At 44.1% G+C, this 26303-nt stretch carries 22 protein-coding genes; 14 read left to right on the forward strand and 8 right to left on the reverse strand.

What is annotated here, in order from left to right:
- Window positions 1-373: 373 nt before the first annotated feature.
- Window positions 374-2812, reverse strand: a complete 2439-nt coding sequence (gene ppsA / locus FW774_RS05070; protein ID WP_149347035.1) for a phosphoenolpyruvate synthase — start codon at window positions 2810-2812, stop codon at window positions 374-376.
- Between the two features lie 123 nt (window positions 2813-2935).
- On the opposite strand from ppsA, the gene FW774_RS05075 reads away from it, so the two are divergent.
- The 3 genes from FW774_RS05075 to FW774_RS05085 all read left to right on the forward strand — a co-directional run bounded on the left by FW774_RS05075 (window position 2936) and on the right by FW774_RS05085 (window position 8253).
- Entirely contained in the window at window positions 2936-3808 is an 873-nt protein-coding gene (locus tag FW774_RS05075) for an AraC family transcriptional regulator (RefSeq protein WP_149347036.1), read from the forward strand.
- A 289-nt stretch (window positions 3809-4097) separates the two neighbouring features.
- Window positions 4098-6104: an FG-GAP repeat domain-containing protein gene (locus tag FW774_RS05080; protein WP_149347037.1), complete on the forward strand. Its 2007-nt coding sequence runs from the start codon at window positions 4098-4100 to the stop codon at window positions 6102-6104.
- A gap of 154 nt (window positions 6105-6258) precedes the next feature.
- On the forward strand, window positions 6259-8253 hold the full coding sequence (locus tag FW774_RS05085; RefSeq protein ID WP_242457730.1) for an FG-GAP repeat domain-containing protein: 1995 nt from the start codon (window positions 6259-6261) through the stop codon (window positions 8251-8253).
- Window positions 8254-8718: 465 nt separating this feature from the next.
- Here FW774_RS05085 and FW774_RS20610 read toward each other — a convergent pair whose 3' ends face one another.
- Window positions 8719-9024, reverse strand: a complete 306-nt coding sequence (locus FW774_RS20610; RefSeq protein ID WP_317132756.1) for a type II toxin-antitoxin system VapC family toxin — start codon at window positions 9022-9024, stop codon at window positions 8719-8721.
- Window positions 9025-9103: 79 nt separating this feature from the next.
- A complete protein-coding gene (locus FW774_RS05095; protein ID WP_149347038.1) occupies window positions 9104-9319 on the reverse strand; it encodes a DUF2281 domain-containing protein in 216 nt (71 codons plus the stop codon).
- A gap of 294 nt (window positions 9320-9613) precedes the next feature.
- On the opposite strand from FW774_RS05095, the gene FW774_RS05100 reads away from it, so the two are divergent.
- On the forward strand, window positions 9614-9961 hold the full coding sequence (locus FW774_RS05100; protein WP_149347039.1) for a hypothetical protein: 348 nt from the start codon (window positions 9614-9616) through the stop codon (window positions 9959-9961).
- Between the two features lie 89 nt (window positions 9962-10050).
- The gene (locus tag FW774_RS05105; RefSeq protein ID WP_149347040.1) at window positions 10051-10587 is read left to right on the forward strand and encodes a ferritin; all 537 of its coding nucleotides are present in this window, start codon (window positions 10051-10053) and stop codon (window positions 10585-10587) included.
- 259 nt (window positions 10588-10846) lie between these two features.
- On the opposite strand, the gene FW774_RS05110 is transcribed toward FW774_RS05105, so the two are convergent.
- Window positions 10847-12349, reverse strand: a complete 1503-nt coding sequence (locus tag FW774_RS05110; protein WP_149347041.1) for a hypothetical protein — start codon at window positions 12347-12349, stop codon at window positions 10847-10849.
- Between the two features lie 23 nt (window positions 12350-12372).
- Here FW774_RS05110 and FW774_RS05115 point away from each other — a divergent pair, with 23 nt between their 5' ends.
- Both FW774_RS05115 and FW774_RS05120 read left to right on the forward strand, forming a co-directional pair.
- The gene (locus FW774_RS05115; RefSeq protein WP_187774812.1) at window positions 12373-13206 is read left to right on the forward strand and encodes a sulfatase/phosphatase domain-containing protein; all 834 of its coding nucleotides are present in this window, start codon (window positions 12373-12375) and stop codon (window positions 13204-13206) included.
- Between the two features lie 85 nt (window positions 13207-13291).
- On the forward strand, window positions 13292-13870 hold the full coding sequence (locus FW774_RS05120) for a transposase (protein WP_149347043.1): 579 nt from the start codon (window positions 13292-13294) through the stop codon (window positions 13868-13870).
- A 627-nt stretch (window positions 13871-14497) separates the two neighbouring features.
- On the opposite strand, the gene FW774_RS05125 is transcribed toward FW774_RS05120, so the two are convergent.
- Genes FW774_RS05125 through rbsK form a run of 4 tightly spaced genes read right to left on the reverse strand, consistent with a single transcriptional unit; the run spans window position 14498 to window position 18431 of the window.
- Complete coding sequence (locus tag FW774_RS05125; RefSeq protein ID WP_149347044.1) at window positions 14498-14809, reverse strand: hypothetical protein; 312 nt, start codon at window positions 14807-14809, stop codon at window positions 14498-14500.
- A 42-nt stretch (window positions 14810-14851) separates the two neighbouring features.
- Window positions 14852-15853: a GRP family sugar transporter gene (locus tag FW774_RS05130; protein ID WP_149347045.1), complete on the reverse strand. Its 1002-nt coding sequence runs from the start codon at window positions 15851-15853 to the stop codon at window positions 14852-14854.
- A gap of 29 nt (window positions 15854-15882) precedes the next feature.
- A complete protein-coding gene (locus tag FW774_RS05135; RefSeq protein WP_149347046.1) occupies window positions 15883-17427 on the reverse strand; it encodes an ADP-ribosylglycohydrolase family protein in 1545 nt (514 codons plus the stop codon).
- A gap of 56 nt (window positions 17428-17483) precedes the next feature.
- Window positions 17484-18431, reverse strand: coding sequence for a ribokinase (gene rbsK / locus FW774_RS05140; RefSeq protein WP_242457731.1), 948 nt, complete (start codon window positions 18429-18431; stop codon window positions 17484-17486).
- Window positions 18432-18586: 155 nt separating this feature from the next.
- Here rbsK and FW774_RS05145 point away from each other — a divergent pair, with 155 nt between their 5' ends.
- From FW774_RS05145 to FW774_RS05175, 7 genes are all read left to right on the forward strand, one after another.
- On the forward strand, window positions 18587-20134 hold the full coding sequence (locus FW774_RS05145) for a hypothetical protein (RefSeq protein WP_149347047.1): 1548 nt from the start codon (window positions 18587-18589) through the stop codon (window positions 20132-20134).
- A 131-nt stretch (window positions 20135-20265) separates the two neighbouring features.
- Window positions 20266-21168, forward strand: coding sequence for a dTDP-4-dehydrorhamnose reductase (gene rfbD, locus FW774_RS05150; RefSeq protein ID WP_262714430.1), 903 nt, complete (start codon window positions 20266-20268; stop codon window positions 21166-21168).
- Between the two features lie 28 nt (window positions 21169-21196).
- Window positions 21197-22069, forward strand: a complete 873-nt coding sequence (gene rfbA / locus FW774_RS05155) for a glucose-1-phosphate thymidylyltransferase RfbA (protein WP_149347049.1) — start codon at window positions 21197-21199, stop codon at window positions 22067-22069.
- Window positions 22070-22074: 5 nt separating this feature from the next.
- Window positions 22075-23334, forward strand: a complete 1260-nt coding sequence (locus tag FW774_RS05160; protein WP_149347050.1) for a nucleotide sugar dehydrogenase — start codon at window positions 22075-22077, stop codon at window positions 23332-23334.
- Between the two features lie 192 nt (window positions 23335-23526).
- The gene (locus tag FW774_RS05165) at window positions 23527-24660 is read left to right on the forward strand and encodes a DegT/DnrJ/EryC1/StrS family aminotransferase (RefSeq protein ID WP_149347051.1); all 1134 of its coding nucleotides are present in this window, start codon (window positions 23527-23529) and stop codon (window positions 24658-24660) included.
- A complete protein-coding gene (locus FW774_RS05170; protein WP_242457732.1) occupies window positions 24657-25238 on the forward strand; it encodes an acyltransferase in 582 nt (193 codons plus the stop codon). Before FW774_RS05165 ends, FW774_RS05170 begins: the two co-directional genes overlap by 4 nt.
- Window positions 25231-26274 carry a Gfo/Idh/MocA family protein gene (locus FW774_RS05175; protein WP_149347052.1) on the forward strand — a complete coding sequence of 348 codons (1044 nt, stop codon included), beginning with the start codon at window positions 25231-25233 and terminating at the stop codon, window positions 26272-26274. The genes FW774_RS05170 and FW774_RS05175 overlap by 8 nt, the downstream gene beginning before the upstream one ends.
- The last annotated feature ends 29 nt before the right edge of the window (window positions 26275-26303 follow it).

A 26303-nucleotide genomic window follows, 5' to 3' on the forward strand; every position in this document is an offset into this window, starting at 1 on the left:
TATAGTCACGCTGACCCCGAAGTCTCGGGGGAAGCGCCTGTAGTCATGATGAACCAATCCTTCGACTAAGCTCAGGATGACACCATAAGAGGCTTTTGAAACACCCTTAGGCCTCCCTTTATCAACCACGCGATGCGATCGCTGTTTCCGGCCATTCGTGTTTGCAAACGCGGACGATCAGATGTCGTTCTGATACTTCTTTATTAACGCAGACAGCGTTCTGAACGCTGTCTGCGTTGAGCTATGCTTAATGGGTTCTGACGCAAGATAAAGCGTTTTGTCCTGTACCTTAATACCATTCTGCGATACAATCGCTGTTTTTCACCATCCGTGTTGCAAATGCGGACGATCAAAAGATGATCAGAATAGTTGCCTAAGCCGGTTCAGCGATATCAAATTTTTCGGCTTCCGCTATAGCGTTTACCGTCTTGAAAAACGAATCGGGCGTTACTGAAATACTGTCGATGCCTGCTGCGACCAGGAATTGGGCAAAGTCGGGGAAATCGGACGGCCCTTGTCCGCAAATACCCACTTTAATACCTGCTTTCTTAGCCGAGCGGATAAGCATATCGATCATTGTTTTCACCGCCCTATCACGCTCATCGTAAATATGCGATACCAGCGATGAATCCCGGTCAAGCCCTAACACCAGTTGGGTAAGATCGTTAGAGCCAATAGAAAATCCATCAATATACTGCGCAAATTCATCGGCCATCAGCACGTTAGAAGGAAGTTCGGCCATCAGGTAAACCTCCAGCCCGTTTTCTCCACGCTTAAGTCCAAATTCATTCATGGTTTGATAAACAAGCTGCAATTCCTTCACTGTGCGGCAAAAAGGGATCATCACTACTACATTGCTTAAGCCCATTTCGTTGCGTACCTTGCGGATTGCGGTGCACTCTAAGCCAAAGGCCTCTTTGTATTCAGGAGAATAGTACCGTGAGGCTCCCCGCCAGCCGATCATTGGGTTTTCTTCCTGCGGCTCAAAATGTTCGCCACCCAGCAAGTTGTAATATTCATTGCTTTTAAAGTCAGAAAAGCGCACGATCACCTTATTTGGATAAGCTGATGCTGCGATACGGGCAATGCCGTAGGAAAGTTTTTCAATAAAGAACTCCCGCTCGCTGTCAAAGCCCCGGCATAGATCGGCAATCTGCTCAGATAAGGCTGCATCGCCTAACTGTTTGTGATGTATCAGCGCCAGCGGGTGTATTTTGATATAATTATTGATGATAAACTCTTCGCGTGCAAGCCCAATGCCCGAAGCCGGGAAGCCGGAAAACCGGAAAGCATGATCCGGCGAAGCCACATTCAGCATAACAGGTGTTTTAATAGCAGGCAGGTTATTCAAGTCGAATTCCTGTGGCGTGAAGTTTATTTTACCATCGTAGATAATTCCGGTATTTCCCTGGGCACACGAAGCGGTAACCAGTTGCCCGTTTGATAGTAATTCGGTGGCATTGCCACAGCCAACAATAGCCGGTATTCCCAATTCGCGGGCAACAATGGCCGCGTGGCAGGTTCGGCCGCCTTTATTGGTGATAATGGCCGATGCCTGTTTCATTACCGGTTCCCAGTCGGGGTCGGTCATATCGGTTACCAATACGTCGCCCTTGGTAAAGTGGATATCCTGATCGCCGGTTCTGTCAAGTAGAATATTTACTCGTCCACTGGCAATTTTACTGCCTACCGCAATGCCCGTTAAGATGATCTTTTCAGAATCAGCCGGCTCATCGATCTGATATTCAATAATGCGTTGTGCCTTTTTCTGTGAGTGAATAGTTTCAGGCCGGGCCTGAACAATAAACAGCTCGCCTGTTTTGCCGTCAACGGCCCATTCCACATCCATCGGGCACCAGCGTTGTTTAAGTGTGCTGTAGTAGTTCTCAATAATGCTTACCCAGTTTGCCAGCTGCAGAATCATCGCATCAGGAATGCAGAACTGGTTAAAGTGTTCCGGTGTAACCGGTACGATCTTTACGCGTTCGCCGGGAACATCCGAGTAAACCATTTTTTTATCTTTTACGCCCAGCTTCTTTTCAATGATGGCTTTGTAGCCCTGCTTCAGCGCAGGTTTAAAAACAATGAACTCATCCGGAGACACAGCGCCCTGTACTACCATCTCTCCAAGGCCATACGAACCGTTGATGATCACCACATCTTTAAACCCGCTTTCGGTGTCCAGCGAGAAGGCCACACCCGATGCTCCCAGGTCTGAACGCACCATTTTTTGCACGCAAACCGATAAACCTATCTGGAAATGATCGTAGCCAAAACTTTGCCGGTAACTGATGGCCCGGTCGGTGAATAAGGATGCAAAACATTGCTTAACGGTGCTTAAAACGGCTTCGACACCGTTTACATTCAGAAAAGTTTCCTGCTGTCCGGCAAAAGAAGCGTCTGGCAGATCCTCGGCGGTAGCCGATGACCGTACGGCAACATCCACATCTTGCTGTTTGTAATGTTTGCATAAGCTGTTATATGCTGCCGTGATTTGCACTGTCAGTTCAGGCGGGAATGTTCCTTCGGTGATCAGCGCCCTGACCTGCGCCCCGGTTTTCTTTAAAGAATCTACACTATCGGGAATAATACTGTTAATAGCTGCTTTAATGCGGTTTTCCAGGTTGTTGAACTGAATGTAGCTTTTATAAGCCCCCACGGTAATTACAAAACCGCCCGGGATGCGAATGCCCAGGTTGGAAAGATGTTGCAGCATCTCGCCTAAGGATGCGTTTTTGCCTCCTGCTATGTCAATGTCATGAATGCCTACCTCGCTAAGGTTGAGAATGAACGGTGTTGCTTGTATATTCATTGCAATTTGTTTTTTACAAAGGTAGGGTGGGCATTACATTGTCTTTGCCGGGATGTTAACCAATTTTGATACTATCTTAACCTATATTTTGAATATATTCATATTATTGAGTTAATTTGATACGTGAATAATGCTTTACTTCATACCGTTCCTGTTGCACCCGAGCACTCCTTTAGTGTACAGGCGTTTATTGGCCCGGCCTTTTATAACCAATGGCATTATCATAAAGAGATAGAGCTGGCCTATATTGTAGAGGGTACGGGAACACGGTTTATCGGTGATTCTATTGAAAATCTGAATGAGGGAGATCTGCTGTTGATCGGTGCAAACATGCCGCACATGTTTCGCAGTGATGATAAATATTATGAGAATAAGCCGGAGCTGATTGCAGAAGCAATTATTGTGCATTTTCTGCCCGAAACGTTAGGCGCTTCTTTTCTCAATCTTCCGGAAAATAAAGCGATCGGACAGTTGTTGAAAAAAGCAGCGCACGGTATCCTGGTACAAGGTAACACCCGGACAGCGGCTATTGAGCTGATCAGGTCTATGCGTTATGCCCGCAACGGCGAACGTATTATCAAACTGTTGCAGGTGCTGCACCTCATTGCCGAATCTCAGGAAATGAAGCTATTGTCTAATAAAGCATTTCAACATGCCTTTAATAAATCGGATGAAAACCGCTTGAACCGGGTGTATCATTATACGCTGAATAATTTCTCGCGGCCTATTACCTTGCAGGAAATTGCCGATGTGATTTATATGTGCCCGCATTCATTTTGCCGTTATTTTAAATCCCGGACCAAGAAACGGTACTCGCAGTTCTTGCTTGAGATCAGGGTTAGCCATGCCTGCAAATTATTAATGGAAACCGATTACAGTATGTATGTGGTGTGCCACGAAAGCGGGTTTAACAATCTATCAAATTTTAACCGGCATTTTAAGCTGATTACCGGGAAAACACCGCTGGAGTATAAGAAAGGATTTCAGGGTGTATAATATCTTGTACTATAACCCAATGTACTGATAGCTCAGGTTTGAATAATCTATGCGATGCAATCGCTGTTTTCTACCATCCGCGTTGCAAACGCGGGCGAGCAGGTTGCAAATGCAGATGATCAGAGGGAATTATAAGCCGGAGGCTTAATAGTTGCCGGGCGAAGCTGGAGCTTCGCCCGATCGGTTTTCCTGATAATATCCTACAAAAACAGGAAAATAAACGACAATAACGATACAGGTAAGATAGCTAACTTGGTAGCTTGAATACCAATTGTAATACCAGTCAGAAATGGTGAGGAAAACAGTTCATTTTGGCGTAACCCTGTTGTTATGTTTAGGATGTGCAGCTACGGTCAGTGCACAGCAAGCCACCTATTCCATTAATCGCGACAGAAGCAATAAACAATTGCAAAGCGGTAGCCCTATATTAACGGGCGCTGATATCGGACGGTTCGTGCTGCCATCGCTTACCGGCTATGTTATGGGCGTGGCAACTGTAGGGCAGAATAATAATCCCTCCTTATTTCTGCAAAGCGATAAGCGAAGCCCCGGCACATATTATTACACATTTAAGCGATTTACTGAAAAAGGTGAGCCGGTTTTTTCGCAGGGTGTCAGGCTGTATCTTCCATTTGAAGATACGGGTGAAAACAGAGGTGTTATCTTACAGGATTCGAAGCATAACATCTGGGGATTCTGGCGGTTCTCAAAGGTACTGAAATATGCCAGGTTCAATGCCGCTTCGGGTCAGTTTGGGGATCTGCAAACCCTTGCCGTTAAAGGCTTGCCCCGTAATTTTTCAACATTCGGGGTAACAGAAACCAGTAAAGGAAAATTTCTTTTTGTATTTGCTGTAGGTAAGCCGGGTGTGTTCAGTGATCCTAAGCAAGGCCCGGATAGCGCTTATTACACGTCCGAAGGTTTCTGGCCCTTTGATTTGCCTTCTGCCGGAGTTTATGGGGCTTTAACCAATGATTTTACCCGAACAGAATCGCTGAATGCCGTCGTCCTGACCGGTTTAGATGAAGCATTATTCAGCTTTAGCGGTTTTACCTCGTATCGTGAAGGCCAAACAGCTTATGTGGTTGGCGGAGTGCGCATGGGTAATTTCCTGGCTTATACATTAGATGAGAATAAAGGAATTTTTGACAAAAAGAGGTATCTGGTTGGTACAGATGAGGTGTTGCTGCGTCAGCCGGGTGTGAATGCTTTTCCGGCATATTGCAAAATGCCGGGTAATAAAGAAGGGATCATTGCTTCCGGCGAAGGCGGGATCTGTTTTTATGAGAATATCCACCGGAGTGATAGCAAGGGCAACCCGGTGTTCAGCGATCCGGTTTACCTGATGCAGGAAGACCCTGAATTATACGGTGGTTCGCTGGTAGTGCCGAGCCTGGCAGACTGGGATGGCGATGGCGTGACCGACATGATATCGGGAGCTTCATCCGGACATATCTTTTTCTTTAAAAATACCGGAACAAATAGTAAGCCCGCTTTTCAGTCGCCGGTACCGTTAAAAGCAGGTGGCAGGGAAATTCATATACAGCCTGGCTACCGCGAAGATATTCAGGGGCCTGGCGAAGCCCGCTGGGGCTACACATGCCCGACAGTAATAGATTGGAATGATGATGGCTTGCCGGATATCCTTACCGGCGATAGTCGCGGGAAGTTCATGGTGTTTATAAATACCGGCACTAAGGCGCAACCTCGTTTAGAGCCGGAACATCCGCTGTATATGGATGGCATGAATGTGCATGGAGGCTGGCGGGTAAGACCCGGAGCGGGTAAGCTGAACGGAAAGATGGCTTATATCATTCTTGATCGTGACAACGAGTTTCACCTGTACCGGCAGTTGGATCAATATAACCTGGAAGATGGTGGCAAGCTGATGATGAGCGATGGCAAATACATTAAGGCAAACCGCAGGCCAGGTGGGCAGGTTGGTCGCATGAAGATTGACCTGGTAGACTGGGATGGCGATGGTGTGAAGGATTTACTGGTTGGTACAGGACGCAGCGCCTCGGTACCTAATCCGGTTAATGGTTTGCCCTATAACCGGGCAAAGAAAAATGAGGGCGCCGCGGTTCTGTTTCTGAAAAATGCAGGCACTGAAGCCAAACCGGTCTTTGAATTCCCCAAGATGATGGAATTTAAGGGAAAAGACATTCTGCTGGGCGCACATTCCTGTTCACCGGCTGCCACCTATATTGGCGGCGATGGTAAAAGCCTGAATCTTGTTGTAGGGACAGAATACGGCACGTATATGTTCTATGACCGCAAGGATTTGTCGTGGTAATGAAGATAATTCAATGGGACTCGTTTGCAACGAGTGCCTATTCTGTTGTGATTGCATCGCAAACAAACATAATCTTTGGCGTTATAAACGCCGTTTAATAAAGCACTCGTTGCAAACGAGCGCTAACCGGTAAAAACATAATATTAGAAAGAATATGAACTTTTATTTAAAGTCAAAAGCCGTGTTAAAACCAGTTACTGTTTTTCTGTTCAGCATTACGTTTGCTTTCCAGGCCAACGCCCAGGGAAATACGTCCATGTTGCAAAGCGGCGAACCTGTCAAAAACAGTACTCCGGGAGGAGTTGGTCGCTTAGCCTTACCTTTTTACAACGGGTACCTGGCAGGGTTTGTAGCTATCAGCGGAAAAGAGAGAACAGATCTGTTTTTGCAGGGAACCGATGGGCATGGCCGGGGGCTTTATTTCTATACCTTCCGGAAGCTGTCTGCCGCCGGAGTGCCGGTTTATTCGCATCCCCGTAAAATAACCATGCCTTTTACAGATAAAGGCAACAACAGAACGGTGATGCTTCAGGCTGCTAATGGTAAAATATATGGTATCTGGAGTTTTGGAAAAACCTTAAAATGGGCGCAGTTTAATCCATCAACCTATACTTTTTCCGGGCTGAAAACCATAAAAATTGCAGGCTTGCCGCGAGGCTATTCAGATTATGGCATTGTTCAGCTCAAAAATGGCAAGTATCTCCTGCTCTTTTCTGTGCGGGAAGAAGGCATATTTAGTAATGGCAAGCCTTTCCCGGCTAAGATTATGTATACACCCGAAGGCTTTTGGCCTTACGAGATTGCCCGTGCTGGTATTTATGGCGCTATGATTGATGAATTGAATACTTCACAGGTTGTCGTAAAACAGTTTACCAAACTTAACCAGGCATATTATTCGCTGGAAGGCTTTGCCCTGTACAGGCAAGGTTCAAAGTCGTTTTTAATAAGCGGCTCACGTTTAGGGAATATCCTGGTATATGATCTTAATGAGAATAATGGCGCTATAGGCGAAAGAAAGTATGCCGCAGACAGTGAAAATATCCTGTTAAGGAATCCCAATGTGCACGCCTATGCCGGTTACTTTTATCACTCGCCCGGAAACCAGGGATTGGTAACGGTAGGCGAGGGCGGCATCTATTATTATCGTAATACGGAGAAATTCAGTAAAACGGGAAACCTGATTTTCAGGGAATCGCAGCCCTTATTGCAGGAAAAACCCGACTTATACGGTGGTTCGCTGGTAGTTCCGGCTATTGCCGATTGGGATGGCGATGGCAAGCTGGATATGATCTCGGGCAATTCGATGGGCTTTATTTTCTTCTATAAAAATACCGGTACTAATGCTGATCCGCAATACGTTGATCCAGAGCCGTTAAAAGCTGGCGATAAGGTTATTCATGTGCAGCCCGGTTACCGTGAAGATATACAAGGCCCGGGCGAAGCTCGCTGGGGATACACCTGTCCGACAGTTATTGACTGGAATGGCGACGGCTTACCCGACATCCTTACGGGAGATAGTCGCGGGAAATTCATGGTGTATCTCAATAAAGGTACAAAAACACAACCCGTTTTAGAGCCGGAGCATCCTTTATACCTTAACGGGATGGATATGTACGGAACATGGCGGGTGAAGCCGGGAGTTGCAAAGATCGGTAACCGGATGGCGTATGTGATCATGGATCGCGATGATGAATTTCATCTGTACTGGCAACTGGATAAATACAACCTGGAGGATGGTGGCAAATTGAAACTGACGACCAACCAAACCATACACGGTAACTATTATGGCGGCGGTACAGTGGGGCGTGCTAAAATAGAGCTGGTAGATTGGGATGAAGATGGTAAGATGGACTTGCTGATAGGCACGTATGGCAAACAATCTATCCCCGATACTATTACCGGCTTACCTTTGCACATGAAACCCAAACGGGCTTCTACCGTTTTGTTCCTGAAAAACGCCGGCACAGATGAGCGGCCGGTATATGAATATCCCAAAGTATTGAAGTTTAAGGGAGAAAACTTGTCTCTTGGCGGACATTCCTGTGCCCCCGTTGCAGCCCGTATCGGGCCGGGAAACAGGCTTAATTTAATTGCAGGAATTGAAACCGGCGCCTATATGTTTTATGACCGTAAAGATTTGAGCTGGTAGACACTCATTATATTAATAACATTATTAATTAATCTGATTTCGATTAATAATCCTGCTCAAAACAAGATTTAACAAAGGTTATTCATTAGTTTTTATGTTTTTCAGTGGTATTCATGAGCTCGCTGCGTTCGGTTGCTTTCCCGAGGCCTGGGGATCCTCGTCCCGAGGCTTCGTATTAGCTCTGTCTGTGCTGCCACTTCACTTACTGCTTTTTTACCAATAACTATCTAAATATCAATAAATTGACAGTAAATTCCTGAAATTATCTTGACGCCTGTGCGATCCCGTATGTACGGGGGGGAACGAAAATAGGAGCGTCATTGCGAACAGTTAAATATTAATCGAGCTCAGGTTAATTAACATTAGAGCTTAAGAAAATAATAACGCCTGTACAGAGCTTTAAAAGCTGTTTAGAAAGTTATAAGGGCCGCTTCCCCCCGACGTTGGGGATTCAGCATATAAAATTTACCAGAGTACCTGTGCCTGGCTGTAAAGACGGAAATTAGCGTCTTTTGTGATCATGGGCATGTGCTCGCTGCAGGCCTGTGCAATAATTATCCTGTCAAAAGGATCTCTGTGATGAAAATCAAGAAGCAGTAGTTGCTGTAAATGCTCAAAAGTAACAGGAAGAATTTCAAAACCATTTGCCTGTATATTTTTCCATAGCTCTGAGAAGGAGATATCCAGCTTTAGTTTGTCGATATTTATTTTAATAGCTATTTCCCATAAGGAGGCAATACTGATAAAGTTTGTCGTTTGTTCATCAACAATAACTTTTTTTGCTTTGCTGTTAACTGCTTATCCCCATTGATGAACCATAAAAAAGTATGGGTATCTAAAAGGACATTCATTACATATAGTCTTTAAAGTCTTCCAAAGGCTCATCAAAATCGGATAACATGTGGATTTTTCCTTTTAAACTTCCAAATATTGGTACTGTTTTCTTTGTTCTTTTTTTAGAAGATGAGCTGGTCTTTTGCTTTAAAAACGCTACAAAATCCGAAACCTCTTTTTTCAGCTCGGCTGGTAACGAAGCAATTTGCGTATATAACTGGCTGTCTGTCATGGTAATACGTGTTTTTTCAAAGATACAAAGAACAATACTAAAAACCACATATCACAGCCGCTGTCTCCCCTGCAAAAGCCCAACATGCTTTACAGCTAATGATCTGCCTAAAATCTTGTATCCGCTTCAGCGCATTACCCTATCCGCTTATAGCTTCTTCAAAAACTTCTTTTTATGATCCCGGTCAAACCCGCACCTTTACCTTTTTTAGGCTTGTATCAGAAGCCGGAATATTTTTTAAATTTTATTTGGAATAGGTCTAAATAAAGTTCATATTTGTGCTGCGTTTAGAACATGCTCACAACAGATTTACAATTAACAGAAGTTTTTAAGACCCAACACGGCGCTGTTTACCAGTCCGATGCTGACAATTGTATCTATCTTGATTTTAATCATAAGATTGCCTGCTTCCGGTTTGCCTGTTTTCAGCGTCTTAACAAGCTGGTAGAGCAAATTGATATAGCTCAAATGACGCAGGTAGATCACCCTGGTATTGAAATTATTTTTTTACATGGCTGCAGTAACTGTTATGTGCTAACCGTTCCAGAAGTGCTTGCACTAAAAGAGCTTTTAGCGGGCGCCTTTGCCATGTTCCAGCTTAATAACATTATTCAGGACTGTTTATACCGCCTGGTTGTTTGATTTTCTATTTAGATTAACTTCAAATTACATTTTTTTAAAGCAACAGCACGATTGTATAGTTAACTTTATACAAAATAAAACTATACATCATGAAAGATCTCGTTCGCATAAAAAGCTTACTTTCTACCGAGATTGAAAGCTTACTGAACCAGCAGGTAAAAAAAGAAGCTCATTCATCGTCATTATACCTGGCAATGGCTTCCTGGTGCGACCGTAACGGCTTCGACGGATCGGCAGAATATTTCTTTAAACAAGCCGAGGAAGAAAGGCATCATCAGCTAAAAATATACAAATACATCCTGGATATGGGCGGCACAGCAATATCGCCCGACATCTCGAATATAAAAATTGAGTTTGCTTCGTTCAGGGAAGTATTTGAGGATGCCCTGGAACAGGAAATTGCCATTACTCAATCGTTTAAAAACATAGCAGCCCGCTGCCATAAGGAACAGGACTTTGTTACGATGGAGTTTCTGAACTGGTTCCTGAAAGAACAACGTGAGGAAGAATACAAGGCCCGCCGTGCACTCGAACTGTTTGAGGTTATTGGTGAAGAAGGAACCGGCAGATGGCAGATCGACAAGCATGTTAAAGACATCAAATACGATTCTGAAGCAGGCAATTAATCTTAGAATCCTGCTTGCCATTCTGATATGCCAGATCTGCAAGGATTTAAGTCCTCGCAAATCTGGCATATTCATGTAATATTGAATTTTTTATCCTTCTTTCGTCAGGTTAGTGTTTACAAAGTCTGTAAAAAGATTCATCAGCTTTTCACCTAAATCTCCACCATCATATTCATTCTTTTCCCCGAGAATTTAGGTATAAAAAAAGCCGCCTTACATCTGATTTATGAGGCGGCTTCTCCTTATGTTATGACGTGTTTTACCTGACGAGATTTACAGAATATGCATCCAGGGTAACGTTGTTACTTGGATTGGTATGATAACTTACATGATCAGGATCGCCGGCATTGTTGGGGTCTGCACTCTTCTCACCTGAAATAGCAAGCTGAGCCATGCCAGGAAATGCGTCAGAGAGATCAACAGCTATAGGCTGATCACTTAAATTGATGATACACGCCTTTTTATTACCGCCGGAGGCATTGCTAAACAGGTAGCCCTGCAGAACCGTTCTGCCGCCCGGCCCCAAAGTTGGAGATCCCGGGAATTTGAGCTTCCTGGCTTTGATATTATCACGACTGGCCTGCATTAACGGAATAAAAGCATAGCCTTTCCCTTTTATTGCGCCGGTATTAGGATCAACCACATTCGTGTTGTTTAGATTGGGCTGCATATACAATGCCCCTTTCTTCTCTAAAGACCATAATGCGGCAAATACCTGTGCCAGTATGGCTCCCCATTTCTTTTCAACGGCAGCGCTTTTTTGGGTTATACCCAATTCATTCCACCATACCCTCCATTTTTTGTCGGTATTTAAAATATAGCTGTATGTACTTTTATCTGTAAATGTCTGGTTCATGTTATCCAGCCAGGTGCTAATGTTCGATTTTACATTGGCAGCCGTAAAATTGTCGATAGTGAGATCGGCCTCCTGGTAGCTATGCAAGGTGATGTAATCAAAAAGATCTGTGTTAAGGCTTGGAACCATTTGGCTGTTCCAGTCCAGTATCCTGGATGAAGTGAAATCTACCTTCTCGGCAGCGCCGGGCACGGAGAAAATAAAATTATTGCGATTAGTGAGATCCGGATCATTCTTCAGCTTATTGGCAATATAATTTGCTGCTATAGCATAATTCTCACCGGCGCTACGACCACCGTAGGCGGAAAATACTTCGGCATAATACGTGGCATTGGCCAGGTAAACCTCGTTACCTATTTCAATGTATTTTACCGTAATGCCCTGCTGCTGGGCTTTGATCAACATTTGCTTGGATTTTTCATAACGGGCATCCAGCATTTTGTACCAGTCGTCATTCTGGCCGCTTGTTCCGGGATGATCGTTAATGGTTCTGTTCCATCCTTCTGCCGAAGCGTAAAAATCCTTACCGGGGGTCACCAGGTTCATGACGAAAAGTACGGATACTCCTGTGTTATATGCTTTTTTCAGGTCAGCCAGAGAGTTAACCTGCTGTGCATCAGCATTTACTGCATTGGTTATAATATCAAAACCAACCTTATTCACATCGATCCATCCGCTGGGGTTATGACTGGCTTTTTTGCTGAACAGCTTATCCTGTTGGGCACCCCAGAAATTGGCTACTGTTCCGCCCGGATACCTGATGCAGTTAGCAAAACTGGCATCTAAAGCACTTGTCCATGTAGTAGCAGAGCCAGCACCCACCGGAGATCCCCAGGGTTCTGCCGTTTCCGGGAAACGGGTGTTGTAGCCAAAGCCATCATCCAATAAAGTGATCTCAGGATCCATACTTACCAGGATATCAGCATCTGGTGTTGTGGGCGGTTCCTCAAGGTTATGAAAACACCCCGTTAACACGCCAGAATTTAGCCAAGTATTATGCCGAGGTTACCTATTTGGACAGCCTTGTTGGACGTACACTGAACATTATTGAAAGTACGGGTAATAAGAATAACACCTTGGTGATATTTACAAGTGAGCAGGGTTCTCAATTTCCGTTTGATAAATGGACGTGTTACGACCGTGGGTTAAAAACAGCCTTCATTGCCCGCTGGCCAGGTGTTATACAGGCGGGAGTCCGGTCGCAGGCTATGATACAGTATGTAGATGTGGCGCCTACGCTTGTTGAAATAGGCGGCGGGAACCCGGCGACTATAAATACAGGCACTACTGATGCAAATGGAAAAACCGGCTTTGACGGGCTGAGTTTTGCAGACGTGCTGAAAGGAACCAAAAGCACCCTGCGTGATTATGTTTTCGGCGTACAAACAACGCGGGGCATTATTAATGGCAGCGATGCTTATGCCATACGGTCTGTCAGAAACAAGCAGTTTTTATACATTAACAATCTTAATTATACAGCGCTTTTTTCCTGTGCGCTCATCAAGGGACAAATGTTTCAAAGCTGGTTAGAAAGATACCCGACCGGTAGAGGAGTATTTTACCAGCAACGTCCGGAAGAGGAATTGTACAATGTTGTAAATGACCCTGATCAATTGGTAAATTTAGCCGGTGATGCCCAATACGCATCCATAAAAACCACGTTAAAGAATCAATTAACAGCCTGGATGAAGCAACAGGGCGATAAAGGTAAAGAGACAGAGCTGGCTGCCGACAGTCGTATGCTTTCGGGTGATGATGATTAAATTTACAGATAGGGATGTGATTTAATCGCGTCTCTTTCTATTACAGGTATTTTGGATATATTTGACATGACCAATTGTGCCGGATGTGTCCGATAAATTTCAACAGAAATACCGTATAAAATCCGCCAGGGCAGACTGGTGGAATTATGGCGCTAATGCAGCCTATTTTGTCACTATCTGTACCCAAAACAGACTGCCGTATTTTGGAAAGGTGGCAGAAGGACTGGTTGAATTGTCTGATATCGGAAAGATTGCGCACAAATGCTGGAAAGAAATACCCTTACATTTTCCGTTTGTATTGTTGGATGAATTTGTGGTGATGCCCAACCATATTCATGGGATTGTGGTGATTGATAAGGGTAATGCCGAAAACGGCGGTTGTACGACACCAAATCTTGTAGAGACGCAAAATTTTGCGTCTCTACATCGAAACAACCAATTGCCGATTAATAAATTCGGGCCGCAATCGAAAAATCTGGCATCCATTATCCGTGGGTTTAAAATCGGTGTTACAAAATATGCCCGAACAATCAATCCCAATTTCGCCTGGCAATCAAGATACCACGACCGTATTATCCGTGACCAGCCGGAACATGAAAGAATTGCATCTTACATCCTTAATAATCCTATAAATTGGGAGGGAGATAGCCTGTTTGCCGGATAAGGTTAATTGATAAATTATGGCTACGCGGTTAATCGGGTAGTTACTGCATAAACCTGTCCAGCAGTTGCAGCACCTCACGTTCAGAATATTGCCTGATTACAGCAGCTACCCATACCATTATAAACGGCAGCAAAAAAATAACGTTGAACAATTCAAATGATATGAACAAAGCAATAAATATTCCCGGAAGCCAGGTTAACAATTGAGTAAAACGTTTTGAGTTTGTTATAAACAACAAGCTGATAACAGTGACATGAGAAACCAATAATAAAAGCCAATGTATAAAACGGAATGCAGATATATTTCCTGCCCGGATTAATGAAATGGGGCCCAAAAACTCGCTGCCATAAAGAGCTATAAACCCTAAATTTGTCGGGATCCCTACAGCAATGATAATACAATCATTATTAGTATTAATAATTTCATCCTCGGTAATTCTACAAGGTGAAGGTACCTGTTACCACAAATAAATATTCTATATCACCTGCTTTAATTAAGAACATGTTTAAATTTCATAGATGTGATAATTGTGGATGGACAGTGAAGACACCGTCCATGGCTTCCTGCCGCTGCTGGTGTCCCCACCGGCAGCAATAAAACCATTGTTTCATGAAATTAAACATGTTCTTAGATATCCTGCTGATGAAGAATTTTATATTGACGTAAAATTCTTGGGCGGCCCATAAAGAGGTATAACAAACCGGTTATACTGCATAGTACAATAAAGCCAATAGTCCACATTAGTTTTTCGACTGCTTTAATCCTTTTAGAGCCGTATATTTCATAAAGACCGCAGATGATATAAACCAAAGTCGCTAAAAGGCTTACGATAAGAAACAATTGCGCCATTGGCAAATGCAGTATTTTCAAAAGCCCTCCTACAAGCCCGATTATCAGGCTTGTAAAAAGGGCTGATTTAAAAAGAGTTGTCTTGGTCATAATGAGGAAAGTTTAAAAAGAGCCTGTGCCTGACCTTTTACATTACATCCCTGCAAAAACTAACAACCCTAATCCCACCACAAAGAACAGGAACATAGCCGTTAATAACGCGTTAGTTCCTTTCGGTGAATTTTTAAATTCCTTCCATACAAAAACGCCCCATAATGCGGCAATCAGGGTTGCGCCCTGGCCTAAGCCGTACGAAATGGCAGGGCCGGCCTTACCCGCAGCTATCAGATTCAGCGAGTTTCCTAAGCCCCAGATCAAACCTCCGAGTATACCGGTTAAATGTGTGCCAAACCCGCCTTTAAAATATTCAGCGTAGCTGGTTGGCGGACCAACAATCGGTTTCTTTATCAGGATGGTATTAAACACAAAGTTGCTCAGGAATATCCCTACAGAGAAAACAAACACGGCTGTGTACGGGGTCATTTTACCAACTGCCGGCGAAACAAAGTTATCCAGATCCATACCGGCAGCAATAAAGCGGTAGAAGAAAGACATCAGGATACCTGCTACCAGCGATATAATGATACCCTTTGCTGAAACTTTCTGCTCGCCGGCGCTCTTCTTACCATAAGCAACGGCATTAATGATGATGGCAATTACCACAAGGGCAACACCCGCAAACAACAGGATAGGGTCGCCTTTTTCGGCAGCAGCGTAATTAACAATTACACCCAGCACCAGGGCAAGCCCAATAGCTACGGGGAATGCAACCGACATACCGGCTATGGCGATAGCGGCCGAAAACAGGATATTAGCGGCGTTAAAAATCACTCCGCCAATCAGGGCGCTCCCGATGTTTTCAGGATCAGCCTGACGGATATCATCCATAAAGCTGCGGCCTTCGCTGCCTATACTTCCTAATGTAAGGGCAGAAATAATGGAAAACAGCAGGATTCCAATGACGTAATCCCAGTAAAATAATTCAAAACGCCAGGTTTTACTGGCCAGTTTCTGTGTGTTGGCCCATGAGCCCCAGCATAGCATGGTTATCACGCAGAACACAATAGCAAGCGAATAATTTTCAATGATGAACATGATATAATTTGGTTAGTGTTATCGGTTTATTACTTTGCAGGTTTATCAGAAAAAACAATATACGATATACCTCTTACATAATAGTTTTTATCGGGGTTAAGTATATTGATCCTTACCGTATGCTTTCCTTTTGGCAACGGATATTTCCAGAACAGCTCTAAACGGCGTGTGGTAAAATCGGTAGGCAGCTTAGCTGTTTCAATCTTCTTGCCATCCAGGTATAATTCGGCCTCAAAAACATAATCTTTATCAATATCATTCTTCTTTTTGGCTTCGCCACGAAGCATAAAGCCTGTACCGTCAAAATCAAAGGAAAAATCTTTTTTGATATTTCCCCGGATATCCTTAACGGCTACAGGATACATATCCGGAAAGCTTTTTTCAAACCGTACGGCCTTTGGAGCCTGTACCGGGATGGTCACCTTTCCGGCATCAACCTTACCGCCATTGCGTTTAACATTTTCGAGCGCATGCTTAAAGCCGATATCATAAACCCGGTTTAGCGAGATGGTAGTGTATTTAAAATCAATATCTTCGGCGCCTTGCAGGCCAGATTTCCAGTAATCGGGAATTTTGCTGTAGCCGAGTAAGGTTCCCAATATTCCACCTACTGACGATGGATTACAATCGGCATCCTGGCCTGAGCGGGTTGCAATTTCGAGTGATTTGCCAAAATCGCCGTTGCCGTACAATAAGCCCATTACCACGTACGCTGAATTGATGGTAGCATCAATATCGAAGGAATTAAATATCCCGTTAGGACAGCTCCGGTCATTAGACCATTTTTTCTGCAATTCGAACCAGGTTTGATGCCAGTCATCAGGATATTGCTTATGCCAGCTGATCACATCCGAGATACACTGATAGTAATCGCTTTGCTGTGGTATGGTTTTTAAAGCTTCGGATATGATGAAAGGAATATCATCAGAAACAAAGGCCAGACTGTATAAGGCGCCGATATATACGCCGCCGTACCAGCCGTCGCCATAGTTCATGATATGGCCTATTTTATCGCTGATAGCAGAAGCGGCATTAGGCATACCGGGACTCATTAATCCGGCATAATCTGCTTCTATCTGGTAGTCTATACAATCGGCGTGAGGATTATTGAGCCAGTGCCCGGACTCCGGCGCCTTTATCCCGTTAAGGATATTATACCGGGCGGCCTGGTTGGCATGCCAGAGCTTATACCCGGCTTTGGCAAACGCGTTGGCAAATGAATCGACCGGCGCATCCAGGCCCAGGCGCTCAAACACATCCACAAAGGTGAGGTCCATATACAGATCATCGTACAAACCAGGATCCTGGATCATGGTTTCTTTAATATATCCCTGATGCCATACCAGCGGCTGGTAATTCTGGATAAAGGTTCCGTTAAACTTAAATTCATACGGGCCACCATAAGTTACGCCGATGGTTTGTCCGGCCCAGCCTCCTTTTATTTTATCCTGCAATTGCTCATTGGTAAACGTAACGGTTTTGGGTAACGATGTTGTGCTCTTTTTAGCTGTTTGGGCGTTACTGCTCATCATCCAGCATAAAAGCAACGTATAACAAAAAGTGAATTTATTCATGTCGGTTTATAATCTTTAGGTTAAATAATTGAACAATAGTGCGTGTAATGCGCTGTTTATTTTTCAATGCTGATAAAGGTGTCCAGCTCACGTTTGTACGGCGCAGACGATTGGGCTCCCAAACGGGTTACTGAAATTGCCGAAGCATTGCAGGCAAAGGCCACAGCCTCAAGCATGCTTTTGTTTTGCGATAAGGCAACTACCAGCGCACCGTTGAACACATCTCCGGCGGCGGTGGTATCTACAGCTTCTACCTTTACGGCTGGTACGTGTGTAAACTCATCTTCATGCAGCACCAGGGCGCCATTTTGTCCCAGGGTGATGATTACCGTTTTAACGCCTTTATCGCAGATGATACGTGCTGCTTTTTTAGCGCTTTCCATATCGTTAACCTGTACGCCCGAAAGCATTTCGGCTTCGGTTTTGTTAGGCGTGATAATGGATATCTTTCGTAGCAGATCATCGGGAAGCTCACAGGCCGGCGCCGGGTTTAACACTACTTTCACGCTTTTCTCGGCAGCGGTAGAGGCTACGTATTGCACTGTTTCAAGCGGTATCTCCAGCTGCATTAAAACTATTGCGGCCTGCTCTATTACGGCCTGTGCTTTCTGCAAATCGCCGGCATTGAGTGCTGCATTTGCACCCGAAGCTACCACAATACAGTTCTCGGCATCTTTATCCACCGTAATAAGGGCTACGCCCGATGGATTTTTGGAATCAGACAACAGGTATGAGGTATTGATACCTTCGTCTTCAAACAATTGTACAGACTGACGACCAAAAATATCGTTGCCTGTTTTACAAATAAAGGTTACATTGCCTCCAAGCCTGGCCGCGGCAACAGCCTGGTTGGCACCCTTGCCACCAGGATTCATGAAAAACGTACCTCCTAAAATTGTTTCACCGGCTGCAGGTAAATGATCGGCTTTGATAACCATGTCGGTATTAGAACTACCTACAACTAAAACCATTGGATTCATATTCAAAATTCTTTTTTTAATCATATAAAAGTAGTTTTAGTTCACAACGGTCATTTACCAATAATTGCCAGATTCGGATAATCCTAAATTACTATAAATATAGTTTTTTATCCAATTTTATTTGAATTTATTAATTAATAACCTCAATTTTATTAACCCTAAGGGATAATCATAAAGCTATGAGCAAAACCAATACCCTAACACTGTTAATTAATTCACTGTCTAAAGGCGAGAAACGTTATTTTAAGCTCTACACCTCTTTACAGCAGGGCTCTAAAGATTACCTGTATCTTTTTGAGCTGTTTGAAAAAGGCAGCGATTCTATAGCTGATATTAGAGAGGCTTTTCTGCAAAAACGGCCTAAAGCATCGTACGAAGCAACCAGCAAATACCTGTATAAGATCATTACAGATTGCATGCTGCATTTACGTACCGAAAAGGATATTACCACCAAACTGGTAACCGCTTTGCTGAAAGCAAACATCATGTTTGAAAAATCACTATACGAGGAAGGGTTTAAGCAATTGCAAAAAATACAGGCTACGGCCGAAGAGTTCGAGCTGTATATTATAGAATTATGGGCGGCACGGCTGGAGCTTTATTACCTCTGCAACCTGAACTTTCATACCATTACCGAGCCGGAGCTGATACAAAAGCAGATGAACATTGCAGACCTGCTGAAATATGCCCGCAATGCGCACCAGCATACTTCGTTATACGAGCTGCTGCGTCACCGTTTGCTATACAAAGGCAGCGTACGAACGCCTCAGCAAAAAGAGGAGCTGAATGACCTGGTGGTAAGCGAGCTGAATATTGTTTCAAATCCTACAGCCGAAACGTTTGAAAGCCATAAGACCCACCTGTTGTTCCAGGCGCATTATTTTATTACTGTGAGCGATTATAAATCGGCCCTGAAAACATTTTATGAGCTTAACGATCTCTTTGAAGAGCATAACTACTTGTGGGTTGATTCGCCTATGGATTACCTGTCTACGATAGAAGGTATCCTGGACAGCCTGCATACCATAAAAAGATACGACGAAATGCATTTCTTCCTGCAAAAGTTGCAGTTTCTTGAGAACCAGTCGGTATACTTTGAGATCATGGTACAACGCCTGGCTTTTATTTACACCATTGTGGGATACCTGGACCGTGGCGATTTTGACGAGGCCGAAGCCCTGAAAAAGCAATTTGAACAAACACTTTTCAAAAAGATACACCTGCTCGATATCAGCAAGCAGGCCGAGGTGTACCTGTATACAGCGCTTATTTATATAGGCGGAAACAATATGCCTAAGGCACATTATTACCTCAACCGTATTTTACTGGAAAGCAAATTGTATTATGCATTACCTGTTTATCGTACTTTCCGGCTGATACATTTATTGGTGCATTTTGAAATGGAAAATCACGATTACATTGAATACGAAACCCGCTCCATTAAACGCAGCCTGAGCAGCAGTCACAAAAGGGATTACCTGCTTGAAAAAATAGTGTTTAAGTTTATACAGCAGCCCGTACAGGCCTCCGGCAATAAAGGGCGACAGGCAATATGGCAAAAATTCAAGCAGCAGTTTGACGCCATCAGCTCGGATAAATACGAGATACAACTGCTTAAAATATTTGATTTTGCTTCCTGGATAGAAGCCAAGCTTTGCCGCAAGCCTTTTGCTATCCTGCTGAAAGAAAAATACCAGAAAACAGTAGAAACTTATGCCGGAAATTAGGTTCGCTTACTGTAGATGTAAAATATTATTTGTTGTTTTTCTAACGTTTGACTTTTAACTTACCGGTAGCCTATATTTTGATGTATTTGCCTTGACGCTACCGTTTAGGCTTTACCATCTCTGAAATAATTTTGCTATGTTTAACCCGGTATATGAGCAAAGTAATTGTATTTGGTGCAGGCGGACAATTAGGACAATGCCTGCAACTGGTGTCGCAAAATAGTAAATCCACTGGTTTGGAGTGGTATTTTCCGGCGGAGATCGAAGCCAATATCCTGGAACCTGATTTATTAAATGCGCTTTTTAAAGCATACAATCCGGATTTTTGTATAAACTGTGCAGCGTATACGGCTGTAGATAAGGCCGAAGACGATGTTGATACCGCCCGGTTAATTAATAAAACAGGTGCTGAAAACCTCGCCCGGCTTTGCGGTAAATATGGTGCAACCCTTGTCCATATCTCCACCGATTTTGTTTTTGAAGGCAACAGCGGTCGTATATTATCAGAAACCGATAAGGCTAAACCGGTTAATATTTACGGGCTGACCAAGCTGGAAGGCGAGCAGGCTGTAGCAGCATTTGCCGGCAAATATTATATCATCCGTACCAGTTGGTTGTATTCAGAATATGGCAATAATTTCGTGAAAACCATGCTCAGGCTGGGCAGGGAGAAAGATTCGCTGAATGTTATTGCCGATCAGATTGGTACACCTACCTACGCGGTTGATCTGGCTGCGTGTATCGTGCAGATCATGCAATCAGGTGTCCGGGGATATGGCGTTTATCATTATAGCAATGAGGGCGTTACGTCCTGGTATGATTTTGCTAAGGCGATCTTTGACCTGGCAGAAATTAATATTCCCGTATCTCCGGTAACCACAGATCAATACGTTACACGAGCTGTCCGCCCGGCATTTTCGGTGATGGACAAAAGTAAAATAAAAGAAGTGTTTTGCCTGACTATTCCCTATTGGCGGGATAGCCTGAAAATTTGCATACAGCATTTACAGGCATCGAATAATCTTGTGTCTTGATTCTTGTATCTTGGTTCTGTAAAAATATATGAAAGGAATTATACTTGCCGGAGGCTCCGGTACACGTTTACACCCGCTTACACTGGCTACCAGCAAGCAAATGATGCCGGTTTATGATAAACCGATGATCTATTACCCGCTGTCTATCCTTATGCTGGCCGGAATTAAGGAAGTGCTGATCATATCCACACCGCACGATCTGCCGAACTTTGAACGTTTGCTGGGCGATGGTTCCCGTTTAGGATGCCGTTTTTCATACGCCGTGCAGCCGGAGCCGAATGGTTTGGCCCAGGCTTTTGTGATCGGCGAGGAATTTATCGGGAAAGATAGTGTAGCACTTATACTGGGTGATAATATTTTTTATGGCGATGGCCTTTCACAACAATTACAGCATTTGACTGATCCGCAGGGAGGTGTGGTGTTTGCCTACCAGGTTTCCGACCCGGAGCGCTATGGGGTTGTTGAGTTTGATGCCCATAACAATGCACTTTCTATCGAAGAAAAGCCGGCGGAGCCAAAATCCAATTACGCCGTTCCCGGTTTGTATTTTTACGATAATTCGGTAATAGAGATCGCTAAAAACATCAAGCCATCGCCACGCGGGGAGTATGAAATTACCGATGTAAACAAAGAGTACCTCAGGAGAAAGCAGCTTAAAGTCAGCATTTTAAGCCGTGGTACAGCCTGGCTGGATACCGGTACATTTGCCTCGCTAATGCAGGCCGGACAATTTGTGCAGGTAATAGAAGAGCGACAAGGCCTTAAAATAGGATGTATTGAGGAGATTGCTTACCGTATGGGATTTATTTCTGCGCAACAATTACAGCAAATTGCAGAGCCCCTGGTGAAGAGTGGTTATGGACAATATCTGCTGAAACTTGTTAAAAATAAAAACAACTGATCCCTGTGCATAGCGACATCAGTATAGCGGTAATTGGTTTGGGATATGTCGGGTTGCCTCTAAGCCTGGCTTTTGCAAAGAAATATCCTGTAAAAGGATATGATATCAATGAAAAGCGTATCCGCGACTTGGAGAACGGGCATGATAGCACCAACCAGGTAAGCGGAAAGGCTCTGCAGGATTCTCACATATACTTTACGAGTGATATAAATACCATTGCAGACTGCAACGTATACATTATAACGGTACCTACGCCGGTAGATCACTCCAAAAAGCCCGATCTGGCGCCCTTGCTGCAGGCATCGCAGCAGGTGGGTAACGTACTGAAAAAAGGCGATGTGGTGATTTACGAATCAACAGTTTACCCCGGTTGTACCGAAGAAGATTGCATACCGGTGTTAGAAGAAGCAAGTGGCTTAAGCTACAATCATGATTTCTTTTGCGGTTATTCGCCCGAACGGATCAGTCCCGGGGATGAACTTCACACACTTGAAAGTATTGTAAAGATAACATCCGGCTCAACTCCTGAAACAGCTGCATTTGTAGATGAGCTGTATGCTTCAATTATTACGGCCGGAACGTATAAAGCACCTTCTATAAAGGTAGCTGAGGCTGCCAAAGCCATAGAAAATGCCCAGCGGGATGTTAATATCTCGTTTGTCAATGAGCTTTCGCTGATATGCGATAAAATAGGCATAGACACCACAGATGTTATTGAGGCTGCAGCCACCAAGTGGAATTTCCTGAAGTTTAAGCCCGGCCTGGTGGGCGGGCATTGCATCGGTGTAGATCCGTATTACCTGGCGCATAAGGCCGAATCGCTGGGGTATCATCCGGAGGTGATCTTATCCGGCAGACGGGTAAATGATTATATCAGCACTTTTATTGTCAATAAGGTGGTTAAGCTGATGATAGAAAAAGGTAGCAATATCAAACAGTCAGGCGTGTTGGTGCTGGGTATCACCTTTAAAGAAAACTGTCCCGATATCCGTAACTCCAAAGTAGTGGATATTTACCGGGAGTTACAGCAGTTTGGAATGATGGTAGATGTGTACGATCCCTGTGCGGATAAAAGCGAGGTTCAGCAGCAGTATAACATCGATTTAATAGATGATATTTACGCTCACAACTACCACGCTGTTATTCTGGCGGTAGCGCATAAAGAATTTTTAGCTATTGATTTTGCCCGGCTAAAGCAAGCAGGAGCGATAATTTATGATACGAAGTCTGTTATCGACCGCCGGTGGGTAGATGCCAGGCTGTGAAGGCAGATGGTAAAGCTATGTAGAAACCAGAATATAGATGCAAGAAACAAGAAATAACACTACCCAACTCCCCTCTCCCTGCGCCACCGCTAAAGCTAAGGCGGCACGCGGTTGGAGAAGGATTGGGGGTGAGGCTAAACAACGAACATATACAGAGTCTAACTTTTAACTTTCTACTTTTAACTTAGTGCCATGCAGGTTCCATTTGCAGATATTCAGCTTCAATATCAGCATTTCCGGCAGGAAATAGACGCCCGCGTGCAGGCATGCCTGGCATCCGGGGCATATATCAACGGTCCGCAGGTCAAAGAGTTTGCCGAAGCACTTGCCGCTTATCTTTCGGTAGAACATGTTATTCCCTGCGGCAATGGTACCGATGCGCTGCAGATAGCGCTGATGGGGCTGAACCTGCAACCCGGAGATGAGGTAATTGTACCTTCCTTTGCTTACATTTCTCCCGCAGAAGCGGCACTATTACTGCAACTCAAGCCCGTTTTTGCAGATGTAAAGCCGGATACCTTTATGCTGGATGAAGCTCAGCTTGAAAAATACATTACATCCAGAACCAGGACCATTATACCGGTACATTTATTTGGCCAGATAGCCAATATGGAGGCTATTCTGGAGATAGCCCGCCGCCATAATCTCTATGTTATAGAAGATGCAGCACAGGCTATGGGGGCCACGTATACATTCAGCACAGGGGAAATAAAGAAAGCCGGAACCATAGGGCATATCGGTTGTACCTCGTTTTTTCCAACCAAAAACCTGGGTTGCTTTGGCGATGGAGGTGCATTATTTACCAATAATGCGGAGCTTGCCGGTCGGTTAAAACAGATTGCAAACCACGGGCAGGAAAAAAAATATACCTACCGGCAGGTCGGTATTAATTCACGCTTAGACAGTATTCAGGCGGCAGTGCTGCTGGCCAAATTACCGCATCTGGACGAGCAAAATCGCCATAGGGTTCAAATCGCTGAACAATATTCGGCAGCATTTGCTCCATACAATTTTTTCAGCACGCCTGTTGCTGAAAAAGGCAGTTCGCATGTATATCATCAGTATACGCTGAGACTTTCTAACAAGACTTTACGAGATCTTCTGATAAATTATTTGAAAGAAAAATCCATATCTTCAATGATTTATTACCCGCAACCCTTACATTTGCAACAGGCTTTTCATCATATTACTTGTGCTGAAAACAGTTTTCCGGTATCTGAAGCATTATCAGAAACAGTACTTTCCATACCGGTTTATGCTGAATTAACGCCTGCACAGGTTGACTATGTAATTGAAAGCATTGCAGAGTTTGAAAATCTGAATTGACAACAAAAACGCTCATACATCCAACCGCAGTCATAGATTCGGGCTGTACGATAGGGTTAGGTACAACCGTGTGGCATTTTTCGCATCTAATGCCCGGCTGTATCATTGGCGACCATTGTACTATCGGGCAGAATGTATTTATTGGCGAACGGGTACAGATAGGTAATCGTGTTAAGATCCAGAATAATGTATCGGTATACACAGGGGTCACCTGTTCAGATGATGTATTTATAGGGCCATCGGTAGTTTTTACCAATGTGCTTAATCCACGCAGTTTTGTAGATCGTAAGTCAGAATTTAAACCGACCGTATTGCAACAGGGGGCTTCTATCGGAGCTAACAGTACCTTGATTTGTGGAATCACGGTAGGTAAATATGCAATGATCGGTGCCGGCTCTGTAGTGACAAAAGATGTTCCTGCTTTTGCTTTAATGTATGGTAATCCGGCAAAACAGCACGGATGGGTAAGCAGGAACGGATATAAACTGAATTTTGCAAACAATCAGGCAGTATGTCCTCAAACCGGTGAGAAATACAGCTTGGATAATGGTCGGGTAAGTTTAACAGGGAATGAATGAAATTATCAACATAGCCTTAATTGGATATGGCAATATTGGCCGGCGGCATGCTGCCGTTATTGCATCCCATCCTTTTGCACGGCTTACAGCCATTGTTGATCCGGCTTTGGTGGATAGCGATGATTCCGAAATAGCTCAATACACATCGGTAGATAGCTTTCTGACACAGGATAAAATTACCGATGCCGTTGTTATTGCCACCCCGAACGGCCTGCATTATGAACATGCTAAAGCATGCCTGATGGCCGGCAAGCATGTGCTGGTGGAAAAGCCCGTTGCATTATATGCTGATCAGGTTAGTGATTTAATGCACATTGCGCAACAGCAGCAGGTATGTCTTAAACCGGTATGGCAGATCAGGCATAGCCCCGTTATCAGGCAATTGAAAGAATGCTTCTCAGACGGTTCGTTGGGCAATGTACTATGGGTACAGGCCGACTGTTTCTGGAACCGGGGCGAGCAATACTATCACAATCATCCCTGGCATGGAAAAATGGAACTGGATGGAGGCCCGTTATATACCCAATTCAGTCATGTCATTGACTTGTTAATATGGCTGCTGGGTGATTGTGAAGCCGCAGAATCGTCATTTTTTAAACTTCGTGATGATATTATCACTGACTTTGAAGATAGCGGTTCCATTCTGCTGAAGTTTAATGCTGAGCAGCAGGTAGGTGTGATCAATTATACAACTTCTGCGCCCGAAGGAACTTCCTCAAATGAACTGACCATTATTACCGATACGGTAAAAATACAGCTGGAGGGTAAATATTTTGAAAAAGTAAAAAGTCTCCAACCGGTAAATAAAATTAATGCAATGCAACTATCCGGGGAGCAGCCACGGGATTATCCAGACGATATCGCTTCATATTGCTCATTTCAGTTATTAAATCAATACCTGGATAATGTACAGAGGAAGCTGCTGGTTAATCACGATGATTTATTTTTACCGGTATCATTAATAGAAAATATCTACCAAACCCGGCCATCCGTTTTCCAATCCCAATTTCGGCAGATCAGGATAGCAGCCTTATAGCTGGGGGCATCCAGGGTTTAAAGGAAAAT

The organism is Pedobacter sp. BS3 (genome assembly GCF_008274585.1).
GTDB lineage: Bacteria > Bacteroidota > Bacteroidia > Sphingobacteriales > Sphingobacteriaceae > Hufsiella_A.

What these genes read in the sequence shown, in the direction of transcription:
- FW774_RS05175 (WP_149347052.1), top strand. Translation starts at nt 25,231, where the DNA reads ATGAATGAAATTATCAACATAGCCTTAATTGGATATGGCAATATTGGC.
- FW774_RS05100 (WP_149347039.1), top strand. Translation starts at nt 9,614, where the DNA reads ATGCTCACAACAGATTTACAATTAACAGAAGTTTTTAAGACCCAACAC.
- FW774_RS05135 (WP_149347046.1), bottom strand. Translation starts at nt 17,427, where the DNA reads ATGAATAAATTCACTTTTTGTTATACGTTGCTTTTATGCTGGATGATG.
- rfbA (WP_149347049.1), top strand. Translation starts at nt 21,197, where the DNA reads ATGAAAGGAATTATACTTGCCGGAGGCTCCGGTACACGTTTACACCCG.
- FW774_RS05085 (WP_242457730.1), top strand. Translation starts at nt 6,259, where the DNA reads ATGAACTTTTATTTAAAGTCAAAAGCCGTGTTAAAACCAGTTACTGTT.
- ppsA (WP_149347035.1), bottom strand. Translation starts at nt 2,812, where the DNA reads ATGAATATACAAGCAACACCGTTCATTCTCAACCTTAGCGAGGTAGGC.
- rbsK (WP_242457731.1), bottom strand. Translation starts at nt 18,431, where the DNA reads ATGATTAAAAAAAGAATTTTGAATATGAATCCAATGGTTTTAGTTGTA.
- FW774_RS05105 (WP_149347040.1), top strand. Translation starts at nt 10,051, where the DNA reads ATGAAAGATCTCGTTCGCATAAAAAGCTTACTTTCTACCGAGATTGAA.
- FW774_RS05080 (WP_149347037.1), top strand. Translation starts at nt 4,098, where the DNA reads ATGGTGAGGAAAACAGTTCATTTTGGCGTAACCCTGTTGTTATGTTTA.
- FW774_RS05095 (WP_149347038.1), bottom strand. Translation starts at nt 9,319, where the DNA reads ATGACAGACAGCCAGTTATATACGCAAATTGCTTCGTTACCAGCCGAG.
- FW774_RS05165 (WP_149347051.1), top strand. Translation starts at nt 23,527, where the DNA reads ATGCAGGTTCCATTTGCAGATATTCAGCTTCAATATCAGCATTTCCGG.
- FW774_RS05145 (WP_149347047.1), top strand. Translation starts at nt 18,587, where the DNA reads ATGAGCAAAACCAATACCCTAACACTGTTAATTAATTCACTGTCTAAA.
- FW774_RS05125 (WP_149347044.1), bottom strand. Translation starts at nt 14,809, where the DNA reads ATGACCAAGACAACTCTTTTTAAATCAGCCCTTTTTACAAGCCTGATA.
- FW774_RS05110 (WP_149347041.1), bottom strand. Translation starts at nt 12,349, where the DNA reads ATGGATCCTGAGATCACTTTATTGGATGATGGCTTTGGCTACAACACC.
- FW774_RS05130 (WP_149347045.1), bottom strand. Translation starts at nt 15,853, where the DNA reads ATGTTCATCATTGAAAATTATTCGCTTGCTATTGTGTTCTGCGTGATA.